Raw genomic sequence first — 19,952 nt, 5'->3', positions numbered from 1 at the left:
TACCAGGAGGATCCCGTGGGCACCGCCGAAGCGACGTACGCACAGCACGCCGTCTGGTTCACCGAACAGGCCGGGGTGGCGGGTACGGCGTACCACATGGCCCTCGGCGTGTGGTTCGCCGCCGGCCTGGACCAGGCAGCGCTGGCCACGGCGTGCGCCGCCGTCGTCGACCGGCACCCGGTCCTGGCCACCCGGGTCGACGACAGCAACGGCGTACCGCGACTCGCCCCGGCCGCCGACCGCCCGACGCTGCAGCATCAGGCGCTGCAGCGGCTGACGCCGTCGGCCGGTGACGCAGGCGTCGACCGGCTGATCGCGGCGGAGATCGCCCGCCGCCACGACCTGCGCACCGGTCCGCTGGCCAGGTTCAGCCTGATCCCCGCCGCCGACGGTGACCGGCACCTGCTGCTGATCACCGCCCACCACCTGGTCTTCGACGGCACCTCCAAGGACGTGCTGGTCCGGGACCTGGCGGCGGCATACGGTGCCGCCCGCGCCGGTCGTCCGGTCGAACTGCCGGCGGCACCGACCGGTGGGTACGCGGCACGGGCCGGCACCGAACGGGACCGGGTCGCGGCCGAGTCGGCGGCAGCCGCAGACCACTGGGCCACCCGCTGGTCCGGCCCGGGTGGGCTGGTGCTGCCCGGTCTCGCCCGGGTGCCGACCGGCGCCGAACCCGGCGACGCCGTACCGGTGGTCCTGGCGCCGGGTCTGGTCGCCGGGCTCGACCAGGCCCGGCGCAAGCTCGGGGTCACCCGGTTCGAGCTGCTGCTGGCCGCGGTGCACGCGCTGCTGCACAGGTACGGCAACCAGCAGGTCCCGGTCGGCGTCGGGGTGTCGACCCGTACCGCCGACGACGCCGACGAGATCGGCCTGTTCGTCAACGAACTGCCGGTCACCGTCCCGGTGCCCGACGACGCGGGTTTCCGTGACCTCGCGCACGCCGTCCGGGACGAGACACGGGCGCTGAACCGGTTCCGGGCCGTCCCGCTGGCGCACGTTGCCACCGGGCTGCGGCCGGCGCCCGCGCTCACCCCGGTGTCGATCGGCTACCGCCGCCGCGCGCCGGGACCTGTGTTCGACGCGGTGCCGACCACCGTCGACTGGGCGATGTTCAGCGGCGCGGCCCGCAACGCGCTGCACATCCAGGTCGTCGACGGGCCGGCACCGGACAGCGACCAGGAGCACCTGGAAAGCAACCTGGAGATCAACCTGCAGTTCAGCCCGACGGCCGTTCCCACCGCCGCCGTCGCCCGGGTCGGCGACCATTTGCGGACCCTGCTGGCCGCCGTGGCCACCGACCCGGAACAGCCGATCGCCGACCTTCCGGTGCTGCCTCCCGCCGAGTCCGAGCTGGTCTGCCGTGGCTGGAACGCCACCGGCCGTGACTACCCGGCCGACACGACCGTGCCGCTGCTGTTCGCGGCGGCGGTACGGCGGACACCGGACGCCGTCGCGGTCGTCGACGGTGGGCGTACGCTGAGCTACGCCGATCTCGACGCGGCCAGCGCTCGGCTGGCCGGGCTGCTGCGGGCCCGTGGCGTCGGGGCGGGATCGCTGGTCGCCGTGCTGCTGGACCGCTCCTGGCAGGCGGTCGTCGCGCTGCTCGCGGTGCTGCGCAGTCGGGCCGCGTACCTGCCCGTCGACCCCAACTATCCGCCGGCCCGGCAGGCGATGATCCTCGACGACGCCGCGCCGGCGCTGGTACTGACCACCAGCGGTACGGCGGCCGCCCTGCCGGCCGGGCCACCGGTGCTCGCCCTCGACCAGCTCGATCTGACGACTGCTGACCCAGAAACCGGTGCCCCAGGGGCCGCTGACCCGTGGACCGCGGACCTGCCCGACCCGGACGAGCTGGCGTACGTGCTCTATACCTCGGGTTCCACCGGGCGGCCCAAGGGGGTACGTGTCCCGCACGGTGCGCTGGCCAACCTCCTGCTCGGCATGCGGGACATGTTCGACAGTGGGCCGGCTGACCGGTGGCTCAACCTGACCTCGCCGTCGTTCGACATCTCGGGGGTCGAGGTCTACCTGCCGCTGACCACCGGTGGTCAGGTGGTGGTGGCCTCCGGGGTCAGCGCGCTCGACGGCGCCGGGGTGCTGCGGCTGATGCGCGAGACCGGGGTGACACATGTGCAGGCGACTCCGTCGGGTTGGCGGGTCCTGCTGGAGGCCGGGCTCGACGACCAGGTGGTGGCGGTCACCGGCGGCGAGGCGCTGGCGGTCCCGCTGGCCCGCCAGTTGCGCTCACGGGTGGCCCGGCTGGTCAACGGGTACGGCCCGACCGAGGCGACGATCTACGCGACGATGGCGGAGATCCCGCCGCAGCCGGACGAGGTCACCATCGGCCGGCCGGTGCCGAACACCACCGCGTACCTGCTGGACGCAGAGCGGCGGCCGGTGCCGATCGGAGTGCCCGGCGAGCTGTACCTGGGCGGGCGGGGCGTCGCCGACGGCTACCTGAACCGCCCCGAGCTGACCGCCGAGCGGTTCGTCCCCGACCCGTACGCTACCGACGCCGGCCGTCGTCTGTACCGCACCGGCGACCTGTGTCGCTGGCTGCCCGACGGCCGGCTGGAATTCCTCGGCCGGGCCGACGACCAGGTGAAGATCCGCGGCCACCGGGTGGAGCTGGGTGAGATCACCGGCCGGCTGCTGGAGCATCCGGCTCTCGCCGAGGCCGCCGTACTGCTGAACGGTACGGACGAGGCGTCGCCGCGGCTCGTGGCCTACCTGGCGCCCCGCGGTGCCGCGCCGACCGTCGCCGAGCTGCGCCGGCACCTGACCGAAACGCTGCCCACGGCGATGGTGCCCACCGACTGGGTGCTGCTCGACCGGCTACCGGTGAGCCCGAACGGAAAACTGGACCGGGCCGCGCTGCCGGCACCGACGACCGGCGGTACGGACCCGGTCGGCGCCCCAGACCCCGCCGAGGCGGACCCGGTCCTCGATGCGATCCGGTCGATCTGGCAGGACGTGCTGCAGATCGCCGAGATCGGCATCGACGAGGACCTTTTCGACCTGGGCGGGCACTCGTTGACGATCACCCGGATCAGTAGCCGGATCCACCGTCGGCTCGGCGTCGAGGTGCCTCTGGACGCGTTCTTCGACACGCCGACGATCGCCGAGATCGCCAACCTGGTCCGCGAGGCCGGCGGCCGGTGCTGACCGGGCGGACGACGCCGAACAAGGTGGAGACGAAGGAGGATTCGGTGGACACGACGACGCTGCGGCAGCGGGTGATGGAGCTGGTCGACGAGGCGACCGGCGGCACGGTGCCGATCGACCAGCTGACCGGCGGCGGATCGCTGATCGCGCTGGGAGTCGACTCGCTTGGCCTGCTCCGTCTGGTCGACGCCGTCGAGGCCGAGTTCGGCGTCGAGGTGGAGTTCGACGGCTCCGGCCAGCGGATGGACACTCTGGACGACCTGGTGGCCGCAATCGTCGACGCCCGCGACGAGGCGGAGCCGGACCGGGTCGCCACCACCGGGTGACGAATCGGTCATTACCCGCCAAGGCGCCGGCTTCGATGCCTGTCCGACACGGCGTCACTGTCCGTCGGTGCCGGGTGAGCCGGTCGCTCGACTAGACGAGTTGTTCCGAAGTCCCGTCAGTGGTCGTAGGCGATCAGGGACCGGGTGACGGGTGCGCCGGTCTTGTTGTTGTGCCAGATCGCGGCGGCCATCGCGAGGAGTCGCTGGGCCACCCGTACGGCGACGCCGACGAAGGTCCGCCCACCGTGTTCCTCAAGATCAAGCTGGCCCTTGAGGGTGTCGTTGACCGACTCGATCAGCTGCCGGACCTTCTTGAGCATCGGTTCGCCGTAGCGGGCCTTCTCCCGCTTGCGTGACGGGCGTAGCAGGGTGATGCCCTGGTCGGCGAGTTCCCGCTCGAGTGGTCCGGACGCGAAGCCCTTGTCGCTGATCAACAGGATGCCGTCGTGTTCGGCGACGACACCGGCCTCGACCTCCAGCATCGCGGCGAGGACCTCCCGCTCGCCGATCTTCGGGTTCGCCAGGGCCCACAGGATCGGCATCCCGGTCGGGGTGCAGACCAGGTACAGGCGCAGTCCCCAGAAGAACCGGGAGTGGGAGGCGCAGTAGCCGTATCCGGCCCAGCCGGCCAGGTCCGAACGTTGCACGGTGGGGCGGGACATGCCGCACGGCACCGGGGTGGAGTCGACGATCCAGTGGTTGTCGAACCAGAAGTCGCTGTCGCGGGCCAGGTTCCGGATCGTCTTCTTGATCAGCGGGAGGGCGGCGCGGAGCCGTTTGTTGTAGCCGGGCCGCTGCGGTAGGTAGGGGAACATGCCGGCCAGGTGGACCCGGGCGTAGCGGATCCAGCGGGCTTCGGAACGGGCGCCGAGCAGGACCTGCGCCACGGCCAGGCAGACCAGTTCGGAGTCGGTCAGCAGTGGTGGTCTGCCGCGCCACCGGGGCGTGCGGATGCTGTCGTCGATCTTCACGTACAGTGCGGTCAAGAGGGTGTCCAGGTCTTGCGTCACAACATGATCTTGGATGCCCTCTCCTCATGCCCGGACATCGACCCCTGACTTCGGAACTACTCGTCTAGGAGCAGCGGGAACGTCGCGCAGGTCGAGCCGGCAGCAGCGCTCATCGGGACGCCCTGTCCCGTCGACCGGGCGGGTGACGCCCCGGGCCGCGATCGCGCCGGTGGATAGGGGTTGACGTCGGGACCGCAGACCTCGTACCTCAGGTGCCGGATCCGACGCGGCCGGCCCGGTTGCCCGGACCGACCGCAACGCTGGCCCGGGCCAACCGTGCGCGGGTCACCAGTGGGTCCCCGCCCGACCGAGCCCGGTCAGGACTGCTTGCGCAGCCCGATAATCTGCAGAACGGCAAACAGGCCGACGACCGCTGCCTGCATGACGATCCAGACGCGGGCGATGGTGGAGGGATCACCGAGCCCGGCAGCCGCCACCACCAGACTTGCCAACACCCAAATCACATTGACGAACACCACCATACCTGCGGCGCTGGCGCTGATCACCGAACGGGTCCCGACGATCCACACGCCGACACCGAATACCAGCAGGAAGACCCCGATTCCCCGCAGGAATCCGGTGGACAGGTCGAAAAGATCACTGAGCATGCTGGCCGCCACGAGGTACGCCAGTCCATTCAGACTGGTAACCACGGCATCCAGCTTCAACGCGAGTCGGAGGAACTTGTCGGATGTGCCGTCTGCAACGGAGCCGCGTGCCGCGGCGGCAGGAGTAGTCATGGGACGACCTTGCCAGCCCATTGGTCGCGCTGTCGATTACCTATGAGATAAGCAAATACCGAATATCAGCCGGTCGATAGCGCGAAACCGGGTAGGCCCCGCAACTCGCGCGCGGTGGCCTCGTCAGCCGGGTAGAACGATTCGATCGACAGTTCCGCGACCGTTATGTCCAGTGGAGTGCCGAACGTCGCGACTGTCGTGAACATACTCAGCACGCCCCCGCCCCGCCGGACCCGTAGCGGGACGACGATGCTGTCGACCAGGGTCAGCTCCACGTCGCCGGAATCGTCGCCCGGGTAGCCGGACAGCTCCTCCTGCAGCTCGGCCAGCACCGGGTCGCCACTGGCCTCCACCTGCCGACGCAACCGGTGGAGCAGGTGGGCCCGCCACTCCCCAAGGTTGACGATGTGTGGTGCCAGCCCTTCCGGGTGCAGGCTTGCCCGCAGAACGTTCGCCGGTGGGGCGAGCAGTGACGGCGAAACGAGATCGGTCAGCACGCCGAGGCTGGTGTTCGCTTCAACGAGATTCCAACCCCGGTCCACGACGACCGCTGGATAGGGCTCGTGGCCGGTCAGTACCTGGCGGACCGCAGCCCGGATCAGCGACATCGACGGCTCGTCCAACGGCGTCTCCGAGTACACCGGCGCGTAGCCGGCCGCCATCAGCAGTCGGTTGCGCTCGCGCAACGACAGGTCGAGCTGGTCTGCGAGTTGGAGCACCATCTCCCGGCTTGGGGCCGACCTGCCGGTCTCCAGGAAGCTGAGATGGCGGGTGGAGATGTTTGCCCTGATGGCGAGTTCGAGCTGGCTGAGCCGCCGGCGCCGCCGCCAGTCCCGCAACAGCTCACCAGCAGCCGACCTGGTCATGGTGATGGACATCAGCTCATTGTGCACCACCGACTACATCGCGTCGATTACCTAGCAGGTAAGGTCTTTCGAACAGGCTGGCGGTCGCCAGCACCGTACAGGTAGGTGACGCTGGTCCGCAGCACGACCGTCGGGGTCGCGCCGTCCCTGGTCTCCAGCTGTACGCCGAAGACCGACTCCCAGTACCCCCGCGGGCGTGCCCGCGCCGACCGCAACTCGATCTGGGCACGCAGGCACGCCCCGACGCCCACTGCGGCGCCGAGCCGAATCCCGTCCACGCCCTTGTTCAGGACATGGTCCACCCCGTCCACGGTGATCACCTCGTCGATCATCGCAGGAATGAGTGCCACCACCAGAAAACCGTGCGCCACCGGGCGGCCGAATGGCCCGGCCCCGGCCCGGCCCGGGTCGACGTGGATCCACTGCCGGTCACCAGTGATGCGCGCGAAGTCGTCGATCAGCTCTTGGTCGATCCGCTTCCAGTCGCTGGTGCCGAGGTCGGCTCCCACCAGTGCAGGCAGATTGGCAGGACAGGCCAGCCGATGCATCAGCGCACCTCGGCGGCGTCGCGCCTCCCGCTGGTGGCGGCGGCCGTCGGTACCGAAGCCGCGCCCATCGCATGCACCCCGCCGTCGGCGTGGATCACCTCGCCGGTCACCGCAGGCAGCCAGTCCGACCAGAGTGCGCAGATCACCCGGCCGACCGGCAGGGCGTCATTCACGTCCCAGGGCAACGGCGACCGGTCCCAGGCCGTCTGCAGCGTCCCGAACGAGGCGATCGCCGTGGCCGCGACGGTCCGCAGCGGGCCGGAGGCCACCAGGTTCACCCGGGTGCCCTGCGGCCCCAGCGCGTGGGCCAGATACCGACAGCAGCTCTCCAGGCCGGCCTTCGCCACCCCCATCCAGTCGTAGCCGGGCCAGGCCTGGCGGGCGTCGAAGTCGAGACCGACGACCGATCCGCCACCGGCCTTCGCCAACAACGGAGCGCACGCTCGAACGATCGCCGCGAAGGAGTAGGTGGAGACCTCGATCGCCCGCGCCACGTCAGGCCACGGCGTGTGCAGGAAGTTGCCGTCCAACGCCGACGGCGGCGCGAAAGCGGCGGCGTGCAGGAGGCCGTCCAACCGTCCCCATCGTGACTGCAAATCGGCTGCCGCAGCCACCAGGTGATCGGGATCAGTGAGGTCGAGCTCCAGCACCGGACATGGTCGTGGCAGTCTCTCTGCCACGACCATGGTAATCGACAGCCCTCGCCCGAATCCCGTGAGGACGATTTCCGCGCCCTGCTCCTGCGCCAGTCGGGCGGCGGCGAATGCTATCGATCGGTCGGTGAGCACGCCGGTGACCAGGATCTTCCTGCCAGCCAATAGCATCGTATCTCCCATCGTCGTCGAGGGTGAAGGCCGGCGTCGCGGCCTTTCCGCTTTCCTGTCGTCTTCATTGTCCGACAGCCAGCTGACGAGACATTGACAGAGCACTGATCCGGCCATCTCAGCCCTCATTACCCACCAGGTAATCGACGGGCCGACCGCAGCGTGCCATATTTTCATCGACTGTCGACCCCAGCAGCTTGGCTGCCTCTACCGAAACGGAGCTAGGCGTTTCATGAGTGAAGTCACCAAGATCGTCGAACGGTACCTCGAGATCTGGAACGAGCCGGACGCACAGGCGCGCACGCAGCAGATTCGCGATCTCTGCCAGGAGAGCATCGTCTTCACCGACCCGATGGCGGACGTAAGCGGACACGAGGCGTTCAACGCACTCATCGGCGCGGTGCAACAGCAGTTCCCCGGGATGGTGTTCACGCTCGCCGGCGCCGTCGACGCCCACCACGACCTGGCCCGCTTCACCTGGGGGCTAGCGCCGGCGGGAGCGGACGAGCCCTTGGCGATCGGGTTCGACGTGATCAAGGTCGGTTCGGACGGCCGGCTCGCAACGATCTACGGGTTCCTGGACAAACTTCCCGGCTGACCGGCCCCTTCCCCACGGATGGCCTGGCCATCCGGCCTTCGGGCTCCTTGTCCGGCGGCGATCTGGCCAAGGCTCACACCAATGGGCCTTGGCCAGATCGCCGCTGCCCTGAGGCCGCAACCCGTCGCGGGGTGGCGGCCGAACCGTTCTGCTCGCCGTCCGGGCAGCGCGCCCGTACCACGGCGACCCCTCCTGTCGCGCCGGGCGACCCTGGCCACCGCCGGCAACCTGCCGCCCGCTGCCGGCGACGTGACGGTTCGGCTGACTGGCTTCGTGCCGGCCCACCGGTGAGCGGGCGGCCTGACGGCTGGAGCTCCCCTTGACGCACTCCACCACCATGTCCGAGCCGGCGTACAGTTCGTCGATCGGCACCCGGCTCGACCGGATGCCGATCACCGGCGCGCACCGTACGCTCACCCTGCTGATCGGTCTCGGGCTGTTCTTCGACTACTTCGACAGCAACCTGTCGGGCACGGTGTCCAAGGTCCTACAGGTCGAGTTCGGTGTCGACGGCAACGCCCTCAAGCTCTTTCTGGCGTCCGGATTCATCGGCCAGTTCTTCGGATCGATACTGCTCGGCCGATTGTCCGACATCATTGGACGCCGTCGGGCGTTCATGCTCAACCTCGCCGTCTACAGCGTCTTCACCCTGCTCGGTGCATTCTCGCCGAACGTCGCCTGGCTGATCGTTACCCGTTTCATCGCCGGTGTGGGGATCGGCGCAGAGCAGACACTGGCAGACTGTTACCTGGCGGAGGTACTGCCCGCCCGCCGCCGCGGACGCTTCATCGGCTGGGCCTACTGCATCGCCTTCTGCGGCGTTCCTGCCGTCGGGTTCACCGCGCTCTGGCTCGCACCGCGGACGATCCTGGGACTCGCTGGCTGGCGTTGGGTGTTCATCATCGGCGCGCTCGGCACCGCGCTCATCTGGATCCTGCGGCGCAGGCTGGTCGAATCCCCACGCTGGCTGGCCGAACAGGGCCGGACCGCCGAAGCCGAGGCAATCGTCAGCGGGCTCGAACGGCAGGCCGGAATCCAGCAGCCACCGGCCGGCACGACACCGAGCATGCTCGGACGCCCCCGCCCCCGCCCCCGCCCCCGCCCCGGCTACCGCGAGCTATTCGGGCCGCTGTACTGGCGCCGCACCGTCATGCTCTGGACGTTCTGCCTGCTTTCGGTGACGGCATACTACGGATTCGGCACGTTGGCACCACAGGTGCTCGCGGTCAAGGGATTCGACATCGTCGCCGGGCTCGGCTACACCGCGATGTCCTTCCTCGGCTATCCGATCGGTTCCCTACTGTCCGTGCCCATTCTCGACCGCGTCGAGCGACGGACGCTGATTTGTGTGTCGGCCACGCTGATGGCGGCGAGCGGCATCGGCTTCGGCCTGGCCGGCAACGCCGTCGCCATCGTCGCCTTCGGCTTCAGCTACACGTTGCTGAGCAACGTGTTCTCCACCGCGTCGCACGTCTATCTGTCCGAACAGTACCCCACCGCGTTCCGAACGACTGCGGCCGGCGCGGCCTACTCGCTGTCGCGGCTCAGCGCCGCTCTGCTGCCCTTCGTTCTACTACCGATCCTTACCAACGCCGGCGCCGGTTGGTTGTTCACCGTCATCGCCGGTTGCGTGGTCGTCATGATCGTCGCGGTCCTGCGGCTCGGCGACCGCACCACCGGGACGTCGGTCGACCTACCAGTGCAGGTGGAACAGGCCGGCTACCGCAGGAACTGACCCCGCACGCAATCGGGGTGTCCGCAAACCGTGGACGGTTCGCGGACACCCCGGTGGAGCTACCGTCTGTGTCGAACGGCGTGAGCGCGTCAGCCGAGCACGATCTGGGACTGAACGACGATCCCCACCGCAGGATGCTCACCGTCTGCCAGCCCGGCCTGCACAAGCTGCAGATCCGTCTGAACCACGACGACACTACGACCGACGCTCAACGGCCTCGCAACCGCTCGCACCGTACCCTGCCGGACCGGGGCGAAGAAGTTCACCTTCAGCTCGATGGTCGAGGTAACCGCGCGAGCGGGAATGTTCAGATAAGCGCACACACCCGCCACCGAATCCGCCAAGGTGACCAGGGCGCCCCCGTGCAGCACGCCGCCGGCCGTGCAGAGCCGCGCCTGCCAGTCCATCTCGCCGACTACCCAGTCCTGGTTCAGCTGTCCAAACCGGATATCGAGGGTCGCCGACATCGGCATGATGTCCGGCAGGGTCCGGCTGGTGACGGCCGCTGCGGTGGCCTCGTCACGGCCGTCCACGGACGGTGTCAACGGACCCTCGACGATTCGAGCCGGTAGAGGTGACGCGCGAAGTCGGTAGTGACGGTCAGTGCGTGGGCGTCGATGTAGAAATGGCCGCCAGGGAACTCACTGTTGCCGAGGTACCGGGGAGTACGGTCGCGCCACGACTGCATGGCGTCCCGCCGCTGCATGAGCGGATCCGACGCCCCACCGTACGAGACCACCGGACAACCGACCACTGCCGGCTCGTCGACGTACTGCGCGCAGATCGCCAGATCGGCACGCAACGCCGGAACCACCAGCGCCAGCATCTCCGGATTGTCATAGATTTCCGCTGGGAAGGAGCCAAGCTTCTTGATCCACTTGACCATCTCCGACTCCGACATCCGGCTCTGTTCGTCCGTCGGCTGGAAGAAGCCCTGCGGCGCCCAGCCGGACATTCCGAGCACGATCGGTCCAGGGTCGCCCTCGGCCTCGATCCGCTGAGTCAACTGGTACGCCAACTGTGACCCCATGCAGTGTCCGAAGAAGGCGTACGGACGATGGTCGAGTTCGCTGACGACCGCCTCGTACAGGGCGTCCATCAGCGGCTCCCACCGGTCGTACGCCTCCTCCTCACGCCGGTTGTGCCGGCCAGGCAGAGTAACCGCCTGAACCGCGATGTCCGACGGCAGCAACTCCGGCCAGTCTCGATAGATGATCGCTCCGCTGCCGGCATGTGGAAAGAGGAACAGGCGGATTCTGGCGTCGGCGGACGGCTCCTGCGGATGCAGCCACTGCCCAGCCTCCGACGTCTGCCCGACATAGTCAGTCATGATCGACCTCCGGTCCGGATCAGGTAGTAGCCAACGGGACGGCTGCTTCTCGCAGCGCCGGCAGGACCACCGCGCCCAGTTGGTCCAGCTGCCGGCTGGGATCCAGCGACCCGATCCGGATCACCACGTGCCGGGTGCCGGAACGCAGGTATCCCAGCAGCCAGTCGGCGCACTCCTCGGCCCTGCCCCAGCCGTACGCCTGAATCCTGGCCATCGTCTCCAACGACCGGCCGTAGTACCGGTGCAGGTAGTCCGCCAACTCAGCCTCGGCCTCGGCCTTGCTGTCACCGATGGTCACCGTGGCGTACAGGCCTGGGGTCACCGCGCCCTGCGGTCGGCCCAGCTCCCGGCAGTGCGCCAGCACCGTCTGCCAGGCCGTGTCGTACGCAGACGCCGTGGGTAGGAAGGGCAGCCACCCGTCGTACCGTTCGGCGACCCGCCGCAGCACCCGGGGGGTGTCGCTGCTGGCCAGCCAGAGCGGCGGTCCTCCGGTCCGGTAGGGCGTGGGCAGCCGGTGCAGGCCGCTCGCCTGCCAGTACCGTCCGGTGAAGTCGACCTGACCGTCACTGCGGCTGGCGCCCCAGGCCGCCCGCCACAGGTCGGCGATCTCGTCGAGCCGGCTGGCGCGGCCGGGGAAGACAGCGCCGACGATGCCGAACTCCTCCTCCGTCTCAGGGATCGGAAATCCCGAGCCGAGGCCGAGAGCCAGCCGGCCGGCACAGGCATGATCAAGGCTGGCGATCATGTTGGCGCCGATCAGCGGATGCCGCAATGCCGGCGTCATAGCGGCCGTACCGAGAGTAACCTGGCTGGTCACGGCGGCGCAGGCGGCGAGCACCACCAGCGGGTCCAACCGCGGCCGCGCCACCAGCGAGTCTCCGGTCCACAACGAGTCGAAGCCCAGCAGCTCGGCTCGCCGCGCGAAGTCAAGGATCTGCGCCATGTCGATGTTGTCGGTTATCGCCTGTTCCCGGGTCGGCAGCAGAACCCCGATCCGAAAGGGCTGGTCGATGACGGACACCTCAGTCTCCTTCCGATGCTGACGAAGCGACTGCGAGGTCGGCAGCGGCCCCGGCGGCAAGGCGTTCCCGGACCAGTCGGCGGAGAATCTTTCCCGACGGATTGCGCGGCAGATCCTCGACAATGTGATATTCGACCGGGATCTTGTAATCGGCTACCCGACCGCGGAGGAACATCAGCAGCTCGCGACGGGTCGCCTGGCGCTGGGGGCGCAGCACCACACAGGCGTGGACCGCATCGCCCCAGCGGGGGTGCGGCATCCCCACCACGGCGACGTCGGCGACTGCGGGATGGTCGGCGAGCTCCTTCTCGACCTCTGCCGGGTACACGTTCTGCCCGGCCACGATGATGGTGTCGTTGATCCGATCGCCGAGGAAGAGGTGGCCGTCTTCGTCGAGCCGGCCGGCGTCACCCATGTACAGCCAGTCACCAACGAGCGTCTGTGCCGTGGCGTCGGGCAGATTCCAGTAGCCCAGCATTCGGGCTGGGGTACGGATGCACACCTGGCCCGTCTTGCCCGGTGGGACTTCACGGCCTTCCCGGTCCACCACCTTGATCTCGGTGCCCGGGCAGGCCCGACCTGCCGCGCCCAGCAGTCGGCTGCCCGGTACGTGTGCCTCTGGCGGCAGGCAGACCGCCACCGTCCCGGTCTCGGTGCTGGCGTAGATCTGCGCGAACTCGCAGCGGAACGTCTCCAGGCACTGGCGGAGCAGTCCGGCTGAGATCGGCGCGGCGCCGTAGGCCACTTTCCGCATCGACGCGAACGTGTGCGGGCCGACACCGTGTTCGGCGAGCATCATCGCGAGCATGGCGGGAGCGACGAACGTAATGGACACCCTGTACTGCTGGATGAGTCGGACCGCTTCCTGCGGAAGGTACATCCGCATCACCACGTTGGTGGCGCCGGCGTTGAAGCCGTGCATGAACCAACCGATCCCGGCGATGCCCAGACCGGGCAATGAGATGAGGCTGACGTCGTCGGCCCGCCAGTCGATCCAGTCGACCCCTGCGGCACGCATCGCAGCAGGCAGTGTGAAGAAGCTGCGATGGGCCAGGACGACCCCCTTCGGCTTGCCGGTCGTCCCGCTGGTGTAGATCTGTACGACCGGGTCGTGCGGACCGCAATGGTGATGTACGTCAGCGTCCGACGCGTCGGCCAGCCAACACCGCAGTCCCGCACCCGGGTCGTCAGGGTCCTCGGCGTCGAGCTCCACCACCTCGCGAAGCGTCGGAAGATCCGGACGCACCCGGTCGACCACCGGCCGGAACTCACGCTCCACGAAGAGCAGTTCAGCTGTGGAGTCCCGCAGGATGTGGTCGACCTCGCCTGCGGTGAGCCGCCAGTTGACCGGGACCAGCACTGCGCCGATCTTGGCGCCGGCAAGCACCGTCGAGTAGTAGTGTTCCGACTCTTTGCCGAGATAGGCGATGCGGGTCCCCGCACGGACACCGGCCTGGCGCAGCCGGTGCGCAGTCCGGTTGCTGTCCCGGTGCAGCTGCGCGTACGTCAGTGCCCGATCCGCACAGCGGATCGCCACGTGATCGCCGCGGTCACGCGCATGCGCCGCGGACGTGACCGGCAATGTCCACTGTTCAGGCAGGTCTTCCACACAATCCTCCAGAATGGCAGCGGGACCGATCCGCGGGACCAGGTAGGGGTATCGGCCCGGCGGTCAGCCGAGGTACTCGGCGGCGAACCGCCGGTCCAGGAAATCAACCAGCTCCTGTACCGACGGGTGGTCGAAGGTCAACGACGCGGGCAGCGGGATCCGCAGCGCCGATTCCAGGCCACTCTTAATCTCGACTGTCATCAGTGAGTCGAGTCCGAGTGAAACGAACTCGGCGGCAGGGTCAAGTTCACTCGGGTCATCGAGGTGCAATACCTGCGCCACCTTCGCTCGGACCAAGTCGCCGATGGCGGCGCTCCGGTCGACCTCCGGGCTCAGCAACCGCTCGAGCAGATCGCTGCCGGCAGGGCCGGACGGCCGGCCGTCGGAGACACGCGAGTACAGGGCGTTGTCCAGTGGCAGTGCACTCGCGATCCGGTCCCAGTCGTACTCGCCGACCACCCGATGCGCGACCGGTCGGTCCCACAGGTGAGTGAGGGTGTCCAGTGCCCGCGCAGGGGAGAAGAACCGGACGCCGCTGCGGTCGACCTCCTGGCTCAACTGTGCGTCGAGCCGGGCCGACATGCCGACCTCGCCCCAGGCACCCCAGCTCAAGCTGAGACCAGGCAGCCCAAGGGCTCTCCGCCAGGTGGCCAACGCGTCCAGGAAGGCGCTCGCCCCGGCGTAGTGAGCCTGGGTCGCGCCGCCGATGACGGCCGCGATCGAGGAGTAGATCACGAAGAACTCGTGCTCCGGGCAGCTGAGGCTGAGCTCGTGCAACAGCCATCCGCCAAACACCTTGGGACCGAACTGCTCCTCGATCGCCGGCCAGTCGAGCTTCGCGATGAGTTCCTTGCCGACCGCACCCGCCGCGTGCACGAATCCGCCGACCGGGTGCGGCATGCCACGCAGCCGCTCGGCCAGGTCGGCCACGTCTGCCGGCTGGCTGATGTCGGCCGCGAGCACGGTCACCTCGGCCTGTGCCCGCAACTCGGCGAGGATCGACTCCGCCTCCGGAGTCGCTCGCCCGCTGCGGCTCACCAGGACGAGTTGACGGGCACCGCCCTCGACCAACCGTCGCCCAGTCACCAGACCGAGCCCGCCCAGGCCACCAGTGATCACGTACGTCCGGTCCGCCCGGAGACGGCGGAGCCGTCCCGGGGTGGCGGACGCGTCCGCGCCGACGTCGGTCAGGGCCAGGGCCACACTGCCCGGCGCGGCACCGTCCCGGAGCAGTCTCGCCACCTCATCCACTTCGTCTGGCCCGTACCGGATGAGCCCGCCCTCGGCGAGGCGGTCCTGGCCAGCTGAGACGGCGGCTCGCCCGGCCGCGATCTCAACCGCGTCCGCGCCCGGCCGTACCAGGATGGCGTCCGACACATTTATCCGGCTCGCCGGCTCGCCTTCGTAGCTGACCACGACGACGTCTCCTACGCGAAACTCGCGGTCGGCTGGAGCATGCGACACCGTACCCGCGCAGACGCTGCGGGTCAGCTCCGGACCGATTGGCACGACGACATCGACCAGCACCTCGATCTGTCCCGGACCGGGCACGACGGTCGGAGCCGGCGTGATCCGGTACCGCGCCGCGGCACCGGCCGGCGCGTCCGGCCCGGACACGACGAAGCCACCGGGCCAGGGCGGCGTGTTCTCGCCCGGCAGCAGCCGGCGTACGAATCGTCGGCCGTTACGGAACGCGACCTGGAAATCGTCCGGCCGGGGGGTACTCCACTCGCGGACCAACGCAGCCAGGTCGGCGGGATCGGCGAGGTCGGCAGGTATCCCCGACCCGGCGGCAGGCGCGAGATCGACCAGCGTCGCGCGGTACTGCGGATACTCGGTAAGTAGGACCGGGCCGAATCCCCACAAGGAAGCGGCGCAGAGCCCCACCGCCGCCGGCTCGTCGCCGGGGAGCATTTGTGCCCCCCTGGTTACCAGCCACAGCCGGGGTCGCCGCTCGACGGGTGCGGCGTCCAGAGCCGCGATCACTCGTAGCAGTTCACGGTAGTGGTTTTCGGACTGCCGGTGCAGTTCGGACATTGAGAATTCCGTACCGCCGCCGCGCCAGAACCAGGCCACATCGGTGACGCCGGATTCGGCCAGAGCCGCCGGGGCGCCATCGGCCTCCGGTATCACCAGCACCCCCACGCCCTCGCGCGTCCCGGCCTCGCGGAGGGCTTCCGCCAGCGCCGGCTCGGCATTCATGACGAGCACCCGCCGGGTGGCCTCGGTCACCTGCCGATCCGGCTGCGCCCGCAGCCAACTGAGCCGATGGGTGAAGAACCGTTGCCGGGTGGCGTCGCGGAACCCCCACCGAATGCCGTGCAGCCGGGCGGCGAGCCGGTCCCCGTCGAACAGCCACAGGTCGACCGAGCCGAGATCGGTGGCGTCCACAGGAACGCGCAGCCGTGCCTGGAAGCGGATCTGACCGGCTCGCGGCCGACGTAGCACCTGCGTCGTTCCGATCATGAGGGGGCCGGCGGCCGGACCGGCGTCGTGCACGGCCGCTATCCCCTGCAACGCGGCCTCGAGCACGTCGATCGGGAAGAACTCACCAGGGCTCACGCGCCGGTTGGTGAGTCGACCGGCGATCGAGGCACCATCGCGGAGCACCTCTTCCAGCCGCCGCAGCAGCGGACCGTAGACGCGGCCGACCGAGGCCAGGTCCAGGTAGGCGCTGTCACCGTCACGGGACTGCGGGGGCCAGACAGCGCCGGCTTCCACGGCCGGGACCTGCGGCTGCGGTACCTCCTCCGGCCCGACGGCGGTGTCGGCGTCCTCGACCAACGCGGTGAGGTGCTTTATCGGGGCGTCGCCGACGACGCTCAGCACCTCCACCGCCACCGTGCCGTCCGGACCAGTGACGCACCGGGTGTGCACCGTACGCGGCTGCTCGGTCAGGATCAGCGGCGCGTGCAGGACCAGATCTCGTACGACCCCACGGTGCTGACCGAAAAGCTCCTCCTGCACCGCCAGCAGCAACTCGACGTACGCCGAAGCCGGCACGGTCGCTTCCCCGTTGACCACGTGATCTGCCGCCAACGGCAGATCCAGTGACGAGAACTCGCTGGTGAACTCACGGCGCTCAGGCGTACCGGTGTCCCTGCCGAGCAGCGGGTGATGCCCGCTGCCGACCGACCCGGTGGAGCGGGTGGCGGACCGACCCGGGGCGGGCAGCCAGTGCCGCCGCCGCTGAAACTGGTACGTCGGAAGCGACATCGTGGGCTTTCGGCGGTCGTGCAGGCCACGCCAGTCCACCGCGATCCCGGCGCTGTACAGCGCCGCCAGACAGCGCAGGGTCGTTTCGTCGGTCCGGTCGCGCCGGCTGAGGCTGGCTACCCAGACGTGGTCGTCGGCGTTGACGCACTGCCGTGCCTGGGCGGTGAGGACCCCGGCCGGGCCGATCTCGACGATCGCGTGTCGCCCCCGCTTGACCAGGGACCGGATTCCGGACAGGAACTGCACCGGTTCGGCGACGTGCCGGACCCAGTACTCCACGTTTCCGATCTCCGCGAAGCGGGCCGGTGCACCGGTCACGTTCGACACGATGGCGATGTCGGGTTCCTGGAAGGTGATCCTGTCGAGCGCGGCCCGGAACTCGTCGAAGATCTCCGCCATCAGTGGCGAGTGGAACGCGTGTGACACCGCGAGCCGGTCCACCCGGACGCCGCGCTCACTCAGCCTCCGGATCACCTCCTCCAGCGGTCCGACGGCTCCAGAGACGACGCACTGGGTCGGGCTGTTGTGCGCGGCCAGGGCGAGTTCAGGCTGAGCCGCCAACAGCGGCTCGACCTCCTCGATTTCCGCGTGCACGGCGGCCATCCCGCCGGGTCGGCTCACCGACTGCATCAGCCGGCCCCGGACGGCGACGAGGGTCACCGCGTCCGGCAGCGTGATCAGCCCGGCGACCGCCGCCGCCACGACCTCGCCGATGCTGTGCCCGATCAGCACGCTCGGCCGGATCCCCCAGGACAGCCACAACCTGGCCAGGGCCAATTCCAGCGTGAACAGCGCGGGTTGCGTGAGCCAGGTCTGGTCGATCGCTTCCGGGTCCGACGCCTCGTCGAGGAGCAACGCGCGTACTGACCGACCGAGGTGCCCAGCGAACAGTTCGTCGCACTGGTCGACCCAGTTGCGGAAGACCGGGAACCGGCGGTAAAGGGCGGCCCCCATTCCGGCGTACTGGGCGCCCTGCCCGGTGAACATGAACGCCACCTTGCGGATCGGCGCCTTCGGCCGGGCGTCCGGCTGGGCGTCGAGGCCGGCCAGCAGCGTGTCGAGCTGGGCCCGGTCGGCGGCAACGCCCGCGAGGCGTTGGCCGAAATGGGTCCGCCCGACGTTGGTGGTGTAGCAGAGCCGGGCCAGGTCGACTTCGGGCTGTTCGGCGAGCAGCCGCTGGTAGCGCTGGGCGAGCGCGGTCAGCCCGGCGTGGTTCTTGGCAGAGATGGTGAACACGTGCCGGGCGGCGCTCGGCCCAGTGGCCGTCAGCGCCGCCGGCCGCGCGGGTGCCTGTTCCAGTACGGCGACCGCGATGGTTCCGGCGAATCCGAAACTGTTCACCACCGCCCGGCGTACCGGTGCCGACCAGGGTTGGCACTCGGTCGGCACCCGGACCGGATAGCTGTCCCAGGGAATCCGCCCTGACGGGGTCCGCAGGTTCAGGTGCGGGTAGATCGTCGCTGACCGCATCTGGAGGACAACCTTGATCAGGCCGACGATACCGGAGGCCGGCTCCATGTGGCCGAGGTTGGTCTTGACCGAACCCACCAGGACCGGTGACTGGTGGGTACGCGACTCGGCGAACACGTCGTTGATGGCACCCATCTCGATGGGATCACCGAGCGGGGTGCCGGTGCCGTGTGCTTCCACGTACTGGATGTCCGCCGGGCGCAGCCGGGCCGCGGCGAGAGCGGTCCGGATGGTCTGTTCCTGCGCTGCGCCGTTGGGCACGGTCAGTCCAGCGCTGTCACCGTCCTGACCGACCGCAGTGCCCCGCACGACGGCCAGCACGGTGTCGCCGTCCGCGATGGCCGACGACAGCCGTTTGAGGACCAGTACGCCACAACCCTCGGCGCGCACGTAGCCGTCGGCCGACTCGTCGAAGGTTTTGCACTGACCGTCCGGGGCGAGCATCTGTCCGTGGGAGAAGATCACCGGGATCCGGGGGTGGTGCAACGCGTTCACCCCGGCACAGAGCGCTATGTCGCACTCGCCTCGACGCAGTCCGCTTGCCGCCAGATGCAGAGCGGTCAGTGACGACGAGCAGGCCGTGTCCACGCTGAGGCTGGGTCCCCGCCAGCCGAGGAAGTACGACAGCCGGCCGGACAGGGGAAACATCGTGATTCCCGACGCGAGATGACCGTCGAGTTCCGCGTAGGGAATCTCGCTGATCTCCAACGCATAGTCGATCGAGCTCGCTCCGACGTAGACTCCACCGTTCCCCCTGCGCAGCGGTGTCGGATCGATGTTGGCGTTCTCCAGTGCCTGCCAGGCGGTCTCGAGCAGCATTCGTTGCTGCGGGTCGATGTACTGGGCCTCCTTCGGCGATATGTTGAAGAACCCGGCGTCGAAGTGGTCGATCCGTTCGAGGAACCCGCCGCCGGTCGTATGGATCTTGCCTTTCTCCCCCGGCGCGGCGGGTGTGAAGGCCGCCACGTCCCACCGGCCGACCGGCAGGGGCACTATGCCGGACCGCCCGTCGCGCAGGAATGCGTCGAAGTCGTCGAGCGAGTCGCAGCCGCCTGGGAATCTCAACCCGACGCCGACAACGGCGATCGGCTCGTCCAGGTCAGCCGACCGCACGGCGGCGGTGGACGGGGCGACGGTGTCGGTCATCGGGCGACCTCCGCGTCCCGGCGTTCGGCGTCGCTGCGCTCGGGCGCGTCGAGTTCGCGCATCAGGTAGTCGGCCAGCTGCGCGATCGTCGGCTGGTTGAACAGCACCCGAGTGTCGATCTGCAGGCCCAGGCGCCGCTCAAGTGTCCGGCGCAGCTCGATCAGGCTCAGGGACGTCAAGCCGAGTTCGAAGAATCCGCTCTCCAGCGGGAGATCGTCATCGCTCTCCATCAGAAGTGCCGCTTTGAACTGATCGAGCACGAAGCTCTCCACCGCATCCCGTCGCTCGGCGAGCGGGAGCGCGTGCAGTGAAAATTCGTCGGGCATGCTCTGGCCACACCTTCGT

General features: G+C 69.1%; 15 protein-coding genes. 4 read left to right on the top strand and 11 right to left on the bottom strand.

The genetic code is table 11. The features are described 5' to 3' along the window. Positions 1 to 15 precede the first annotated feature (15 nt). Together O7543_RS27490 and O7543_RS27485 are read left to right on the top strand one after the other, a co-directional pair. The gene (locus O7543_RS27490) at positions 16 to 3,168 is read left to right on the top strand and encodes an amino acid adenylation domain-containing protein (RefSeq protein WP_281551205.1); all 3,153 of its coding nucleotides are present in this window, start codon (positions 16 to 18) and stop codon (positions 3,166 to 3,168) included. 44 nt (positions 3,169 to 3,212) lie between these two features. After that, positions 3,213 to 3,494 (top strand): acyl carrier protein, encoded by a 282-nt coding sequence (locus O7543_RS27485; protein WP_281551206.1) that lies wholly within the window; start codon positions 3,213 to 3,215, stop codon positions 3,492 to 3,494. 116 nt (positions 3,495 to 3,610) lie between these two features. Here O7543_RS27485 and O7543_RS27480 read toward each other — a convergent pair whose 3' ends face one another. The 5 genes from O7543_RS27480 to fabI form a co-directional block, all read right to left on the bottom strand. Next, complete coding sequence (locus O7543_RS27480; RefSeq protein WP_281551207.1) at positions 3,611 to 4,504, bottom strand: IS982 family transposase; 894 nt, start codon at positions 4,502 to 4,504, stop codon at positions 3,611 to 3,613. A gap of 317 nt (positions 4,505 to 4,821) precedes the next feature. After that, entirely contained in the window at positions 4,822 to 5,244 is a 423-nt protein-coding gene (locus tag O7543_RS27475) for a hypothetical protein (RefSeq protein ID WP_281551208.1), read from the bottom strand. Positions 5,245 to 5,309: 65 nt separating this feature from the next. Beyond that, positions 5,310 to 6,116: a helix-turn-helix transcriptional regulator gene (locus O7543_RS27470; protein ID WP_281555678.1), complete on the bottom strand. Its 807-nt coding sequence runs from the start codon at positions 6,114 to 6,116 to the stop codon at positions 5,310 to 5,312. A 41-nt stretch (positions 6,117 to 6,157) separates the two neighbouring features. Beyond that, complete coding sequence (locus O7543_RS27465; RefSeq protein ID WP_281551209.1) at positions 6,158 to 6,619, bottom strand: MaoC/PaaZ C-terminal domain-containing protein; 462 nt, start codon at positions 6,617 to 6,619, stop codon at positions 6,158 to 6,160. Positions 6,620 to 6,657: 38 nt separating this feature from the next. After that, positions 6,658 to 7,494, bottom strand: coding sequence for an enoyl-ACP reductase FabI (fabI, locus tag O7543_RS27460; protein ID WP_281551210.1), 837 nt, complete (start codon positions 7,492 to 7,494; stop codon positions 6,658 to 6,660). Between the two features lie 220 nt (positions 7,495 to 7,714). On the opposite strand from fabI, the gene O7543_RS27455 reads away from it, so the two are divergent. Together O7543_RS27455 and O7543_RS27450 are read left to right on the top strand one after the other, a co-directional pair. Beyond that, a complete protein-coding gene (locus tag O7543_RS27455; protein WP_281551211.1) occupies positions 7,715 to 8,080 on the top strand; it encodes a nuclear transport factor 2 family protein in 366 nt (121 codons plus the stop codon). 319 nt (positions 8,081 to 8,399) lie between these two features. Beyond that, positions 8,400 to 9,815, top strand: coding sequence for an MFS transporter (locus O7543_RS27450; RefSeq protein WP_281551212.1), 1,416 nt, complete (start codon positions 8,400 to 8,402; stop codon positions 9,813 to 9,815). Between the two features lie 89 nt (positions 9,816 to 9,904). Here O7543_RS27450 and O7543_RS27445 read toward each other — a convergent pair whose 3' ends face one another. From O7543_RS27445 to O7543_RS27420, 6 genes are all read right to left on the bottom strand, one after another. Further along, the gene (locus tag O7543_RS27445; RefSeq protein ID WP_281551213.1) at positions 9,905 to 10,348 is read right to left on the bottom strand and encodes a PaaI family thioesterase; all 444 of its coding nucleotides are present in this window, start codon (positions 10,346 to 10,348) and stop codon (positions 9,905 to 9,907) included. Positions 10,349 to 10,356: 8 nt separating this feature from the next. Further along, on the bottom strand, positions 10,357 to 11,145 hold the full coding sequence (locus tag O7543_RS27440) for an alpha/beta fold hydrolase (RefSeq protein ID WP_281551214.1): 789 nt from the start codon (positions 11,143 to 11,145) through the stop codon (positions 10,357 to 10,359). Positions 11,146 to 11,164: 19 nt separating this feature from the next. Beyond that, positions 11,165 to 12,166, bottom strand: coding sequence for an LLM class flavin-dependent oxidoreductase (locus O7543_RS27435; RefSeq protein WP_281551215.1), 1,002 nt, complete (start codon positions 12,164 to 12,166; stop codon positions 11,165 to 11,167). Position 12,167: 1 nt separating this feature from the next. After that, positions 12,168 to 13,775: a long-chain-fatty-acid--CoA ligase gene (locus tag O7543_RS27430; RefSeq protein ID WP_281551216.1), complete on the bottom strand. Its 1,608-nt coding sequence runs from the start codon at positions 13,773 to 13,775 to the stop codon at positions 12,168 to 12,170. 63 nt (positions 13,776 to 13,838) lie between these two features. Next, positions 13,839 to 19,607 (bottom strand): type I polyketide synthase, encoded by a 5,769-nt coding sequence (locus O7543_RS27425; RefSeq protein WP_281551217.1) that lies wholly within the window; start codon positions 19,605 to 19,607, stop codon positions 13,839 to 13,841. Further along, entirely contained in the window at positions 19,604 to 19,933 is a 330-nt protein-coding gene (locus O7543_RS27420) for an acyl carrier protein (RefSeq protein ID WP_281551218.1), read from the bottom strand. The genes O7543_RS27425 and O7543_RS27420 overlap by 4 nt, the downstream gene beginning before the upstream one ends. Positions 19,934 to 19,952 lie beyond the last annotated feature (19 nt).

The sequence above is a fragment of the Solwaraspora sp. WMMA2080 genome, assembly GCF_027497395.1.
Classification (GTDB): Bacteria; Actinomycetota; Actinomycetes; order Mycobacteriales; family Micromonosporaceae; genus Micromonospora_E.
This window is presented reverse-complemented; position numbering and strand designations above follow the sequence as displayed.

What these genes read in the sequence shown, in the direction of transcription:
- O7543_RS27475 (WP_281551208.1), bottom strand. Translation starts at nt 5,244, where the DNA reads ATGACTACTCCTGCCGCCGCGGCACGCGGCTCCGTTGCAGACGGCACA.
- fabI (WP_281551210.1), bottom strand. Translation starts at nt 7,494, where the DNA reads ATGGGAGATACGATGCTATTGGCTGGCAGGAAGATCCTGGTCACCGGC.
- O7543_RS27455 (WP_281551211.1), top strand. Translation starts at nt 7,715, where the DNA reads ATGAGTGAAGTCACCAAGATCGTCGAACGGTACCTCGAGATCTGGAAC.
- O7543_RS27440 (WP_281551214.1), bottom strand. Translation starts at nt 11,145, where the DNA reads ATGACTGACTATGTCGGGCAGACGTCGGAGGCTGGGCAGTGGCTGCAT.
- O7543_RS27425 (WP_281551217.1), bottom strand. Translation starts at nt 19,607, where the DNA reads ATGACCGACACCGTCGCCCCGTCCACCGCCGCCGTGCGGTCGGCTGAC.
- O7543_RS27420 (WP_281551218.1), bottom strand. Translation starts at nt 19,933, where the DNA reads ATGCCCGACGAATTTTCACTGCACGCGCTCCCGCTCGCCGAGCGACGG.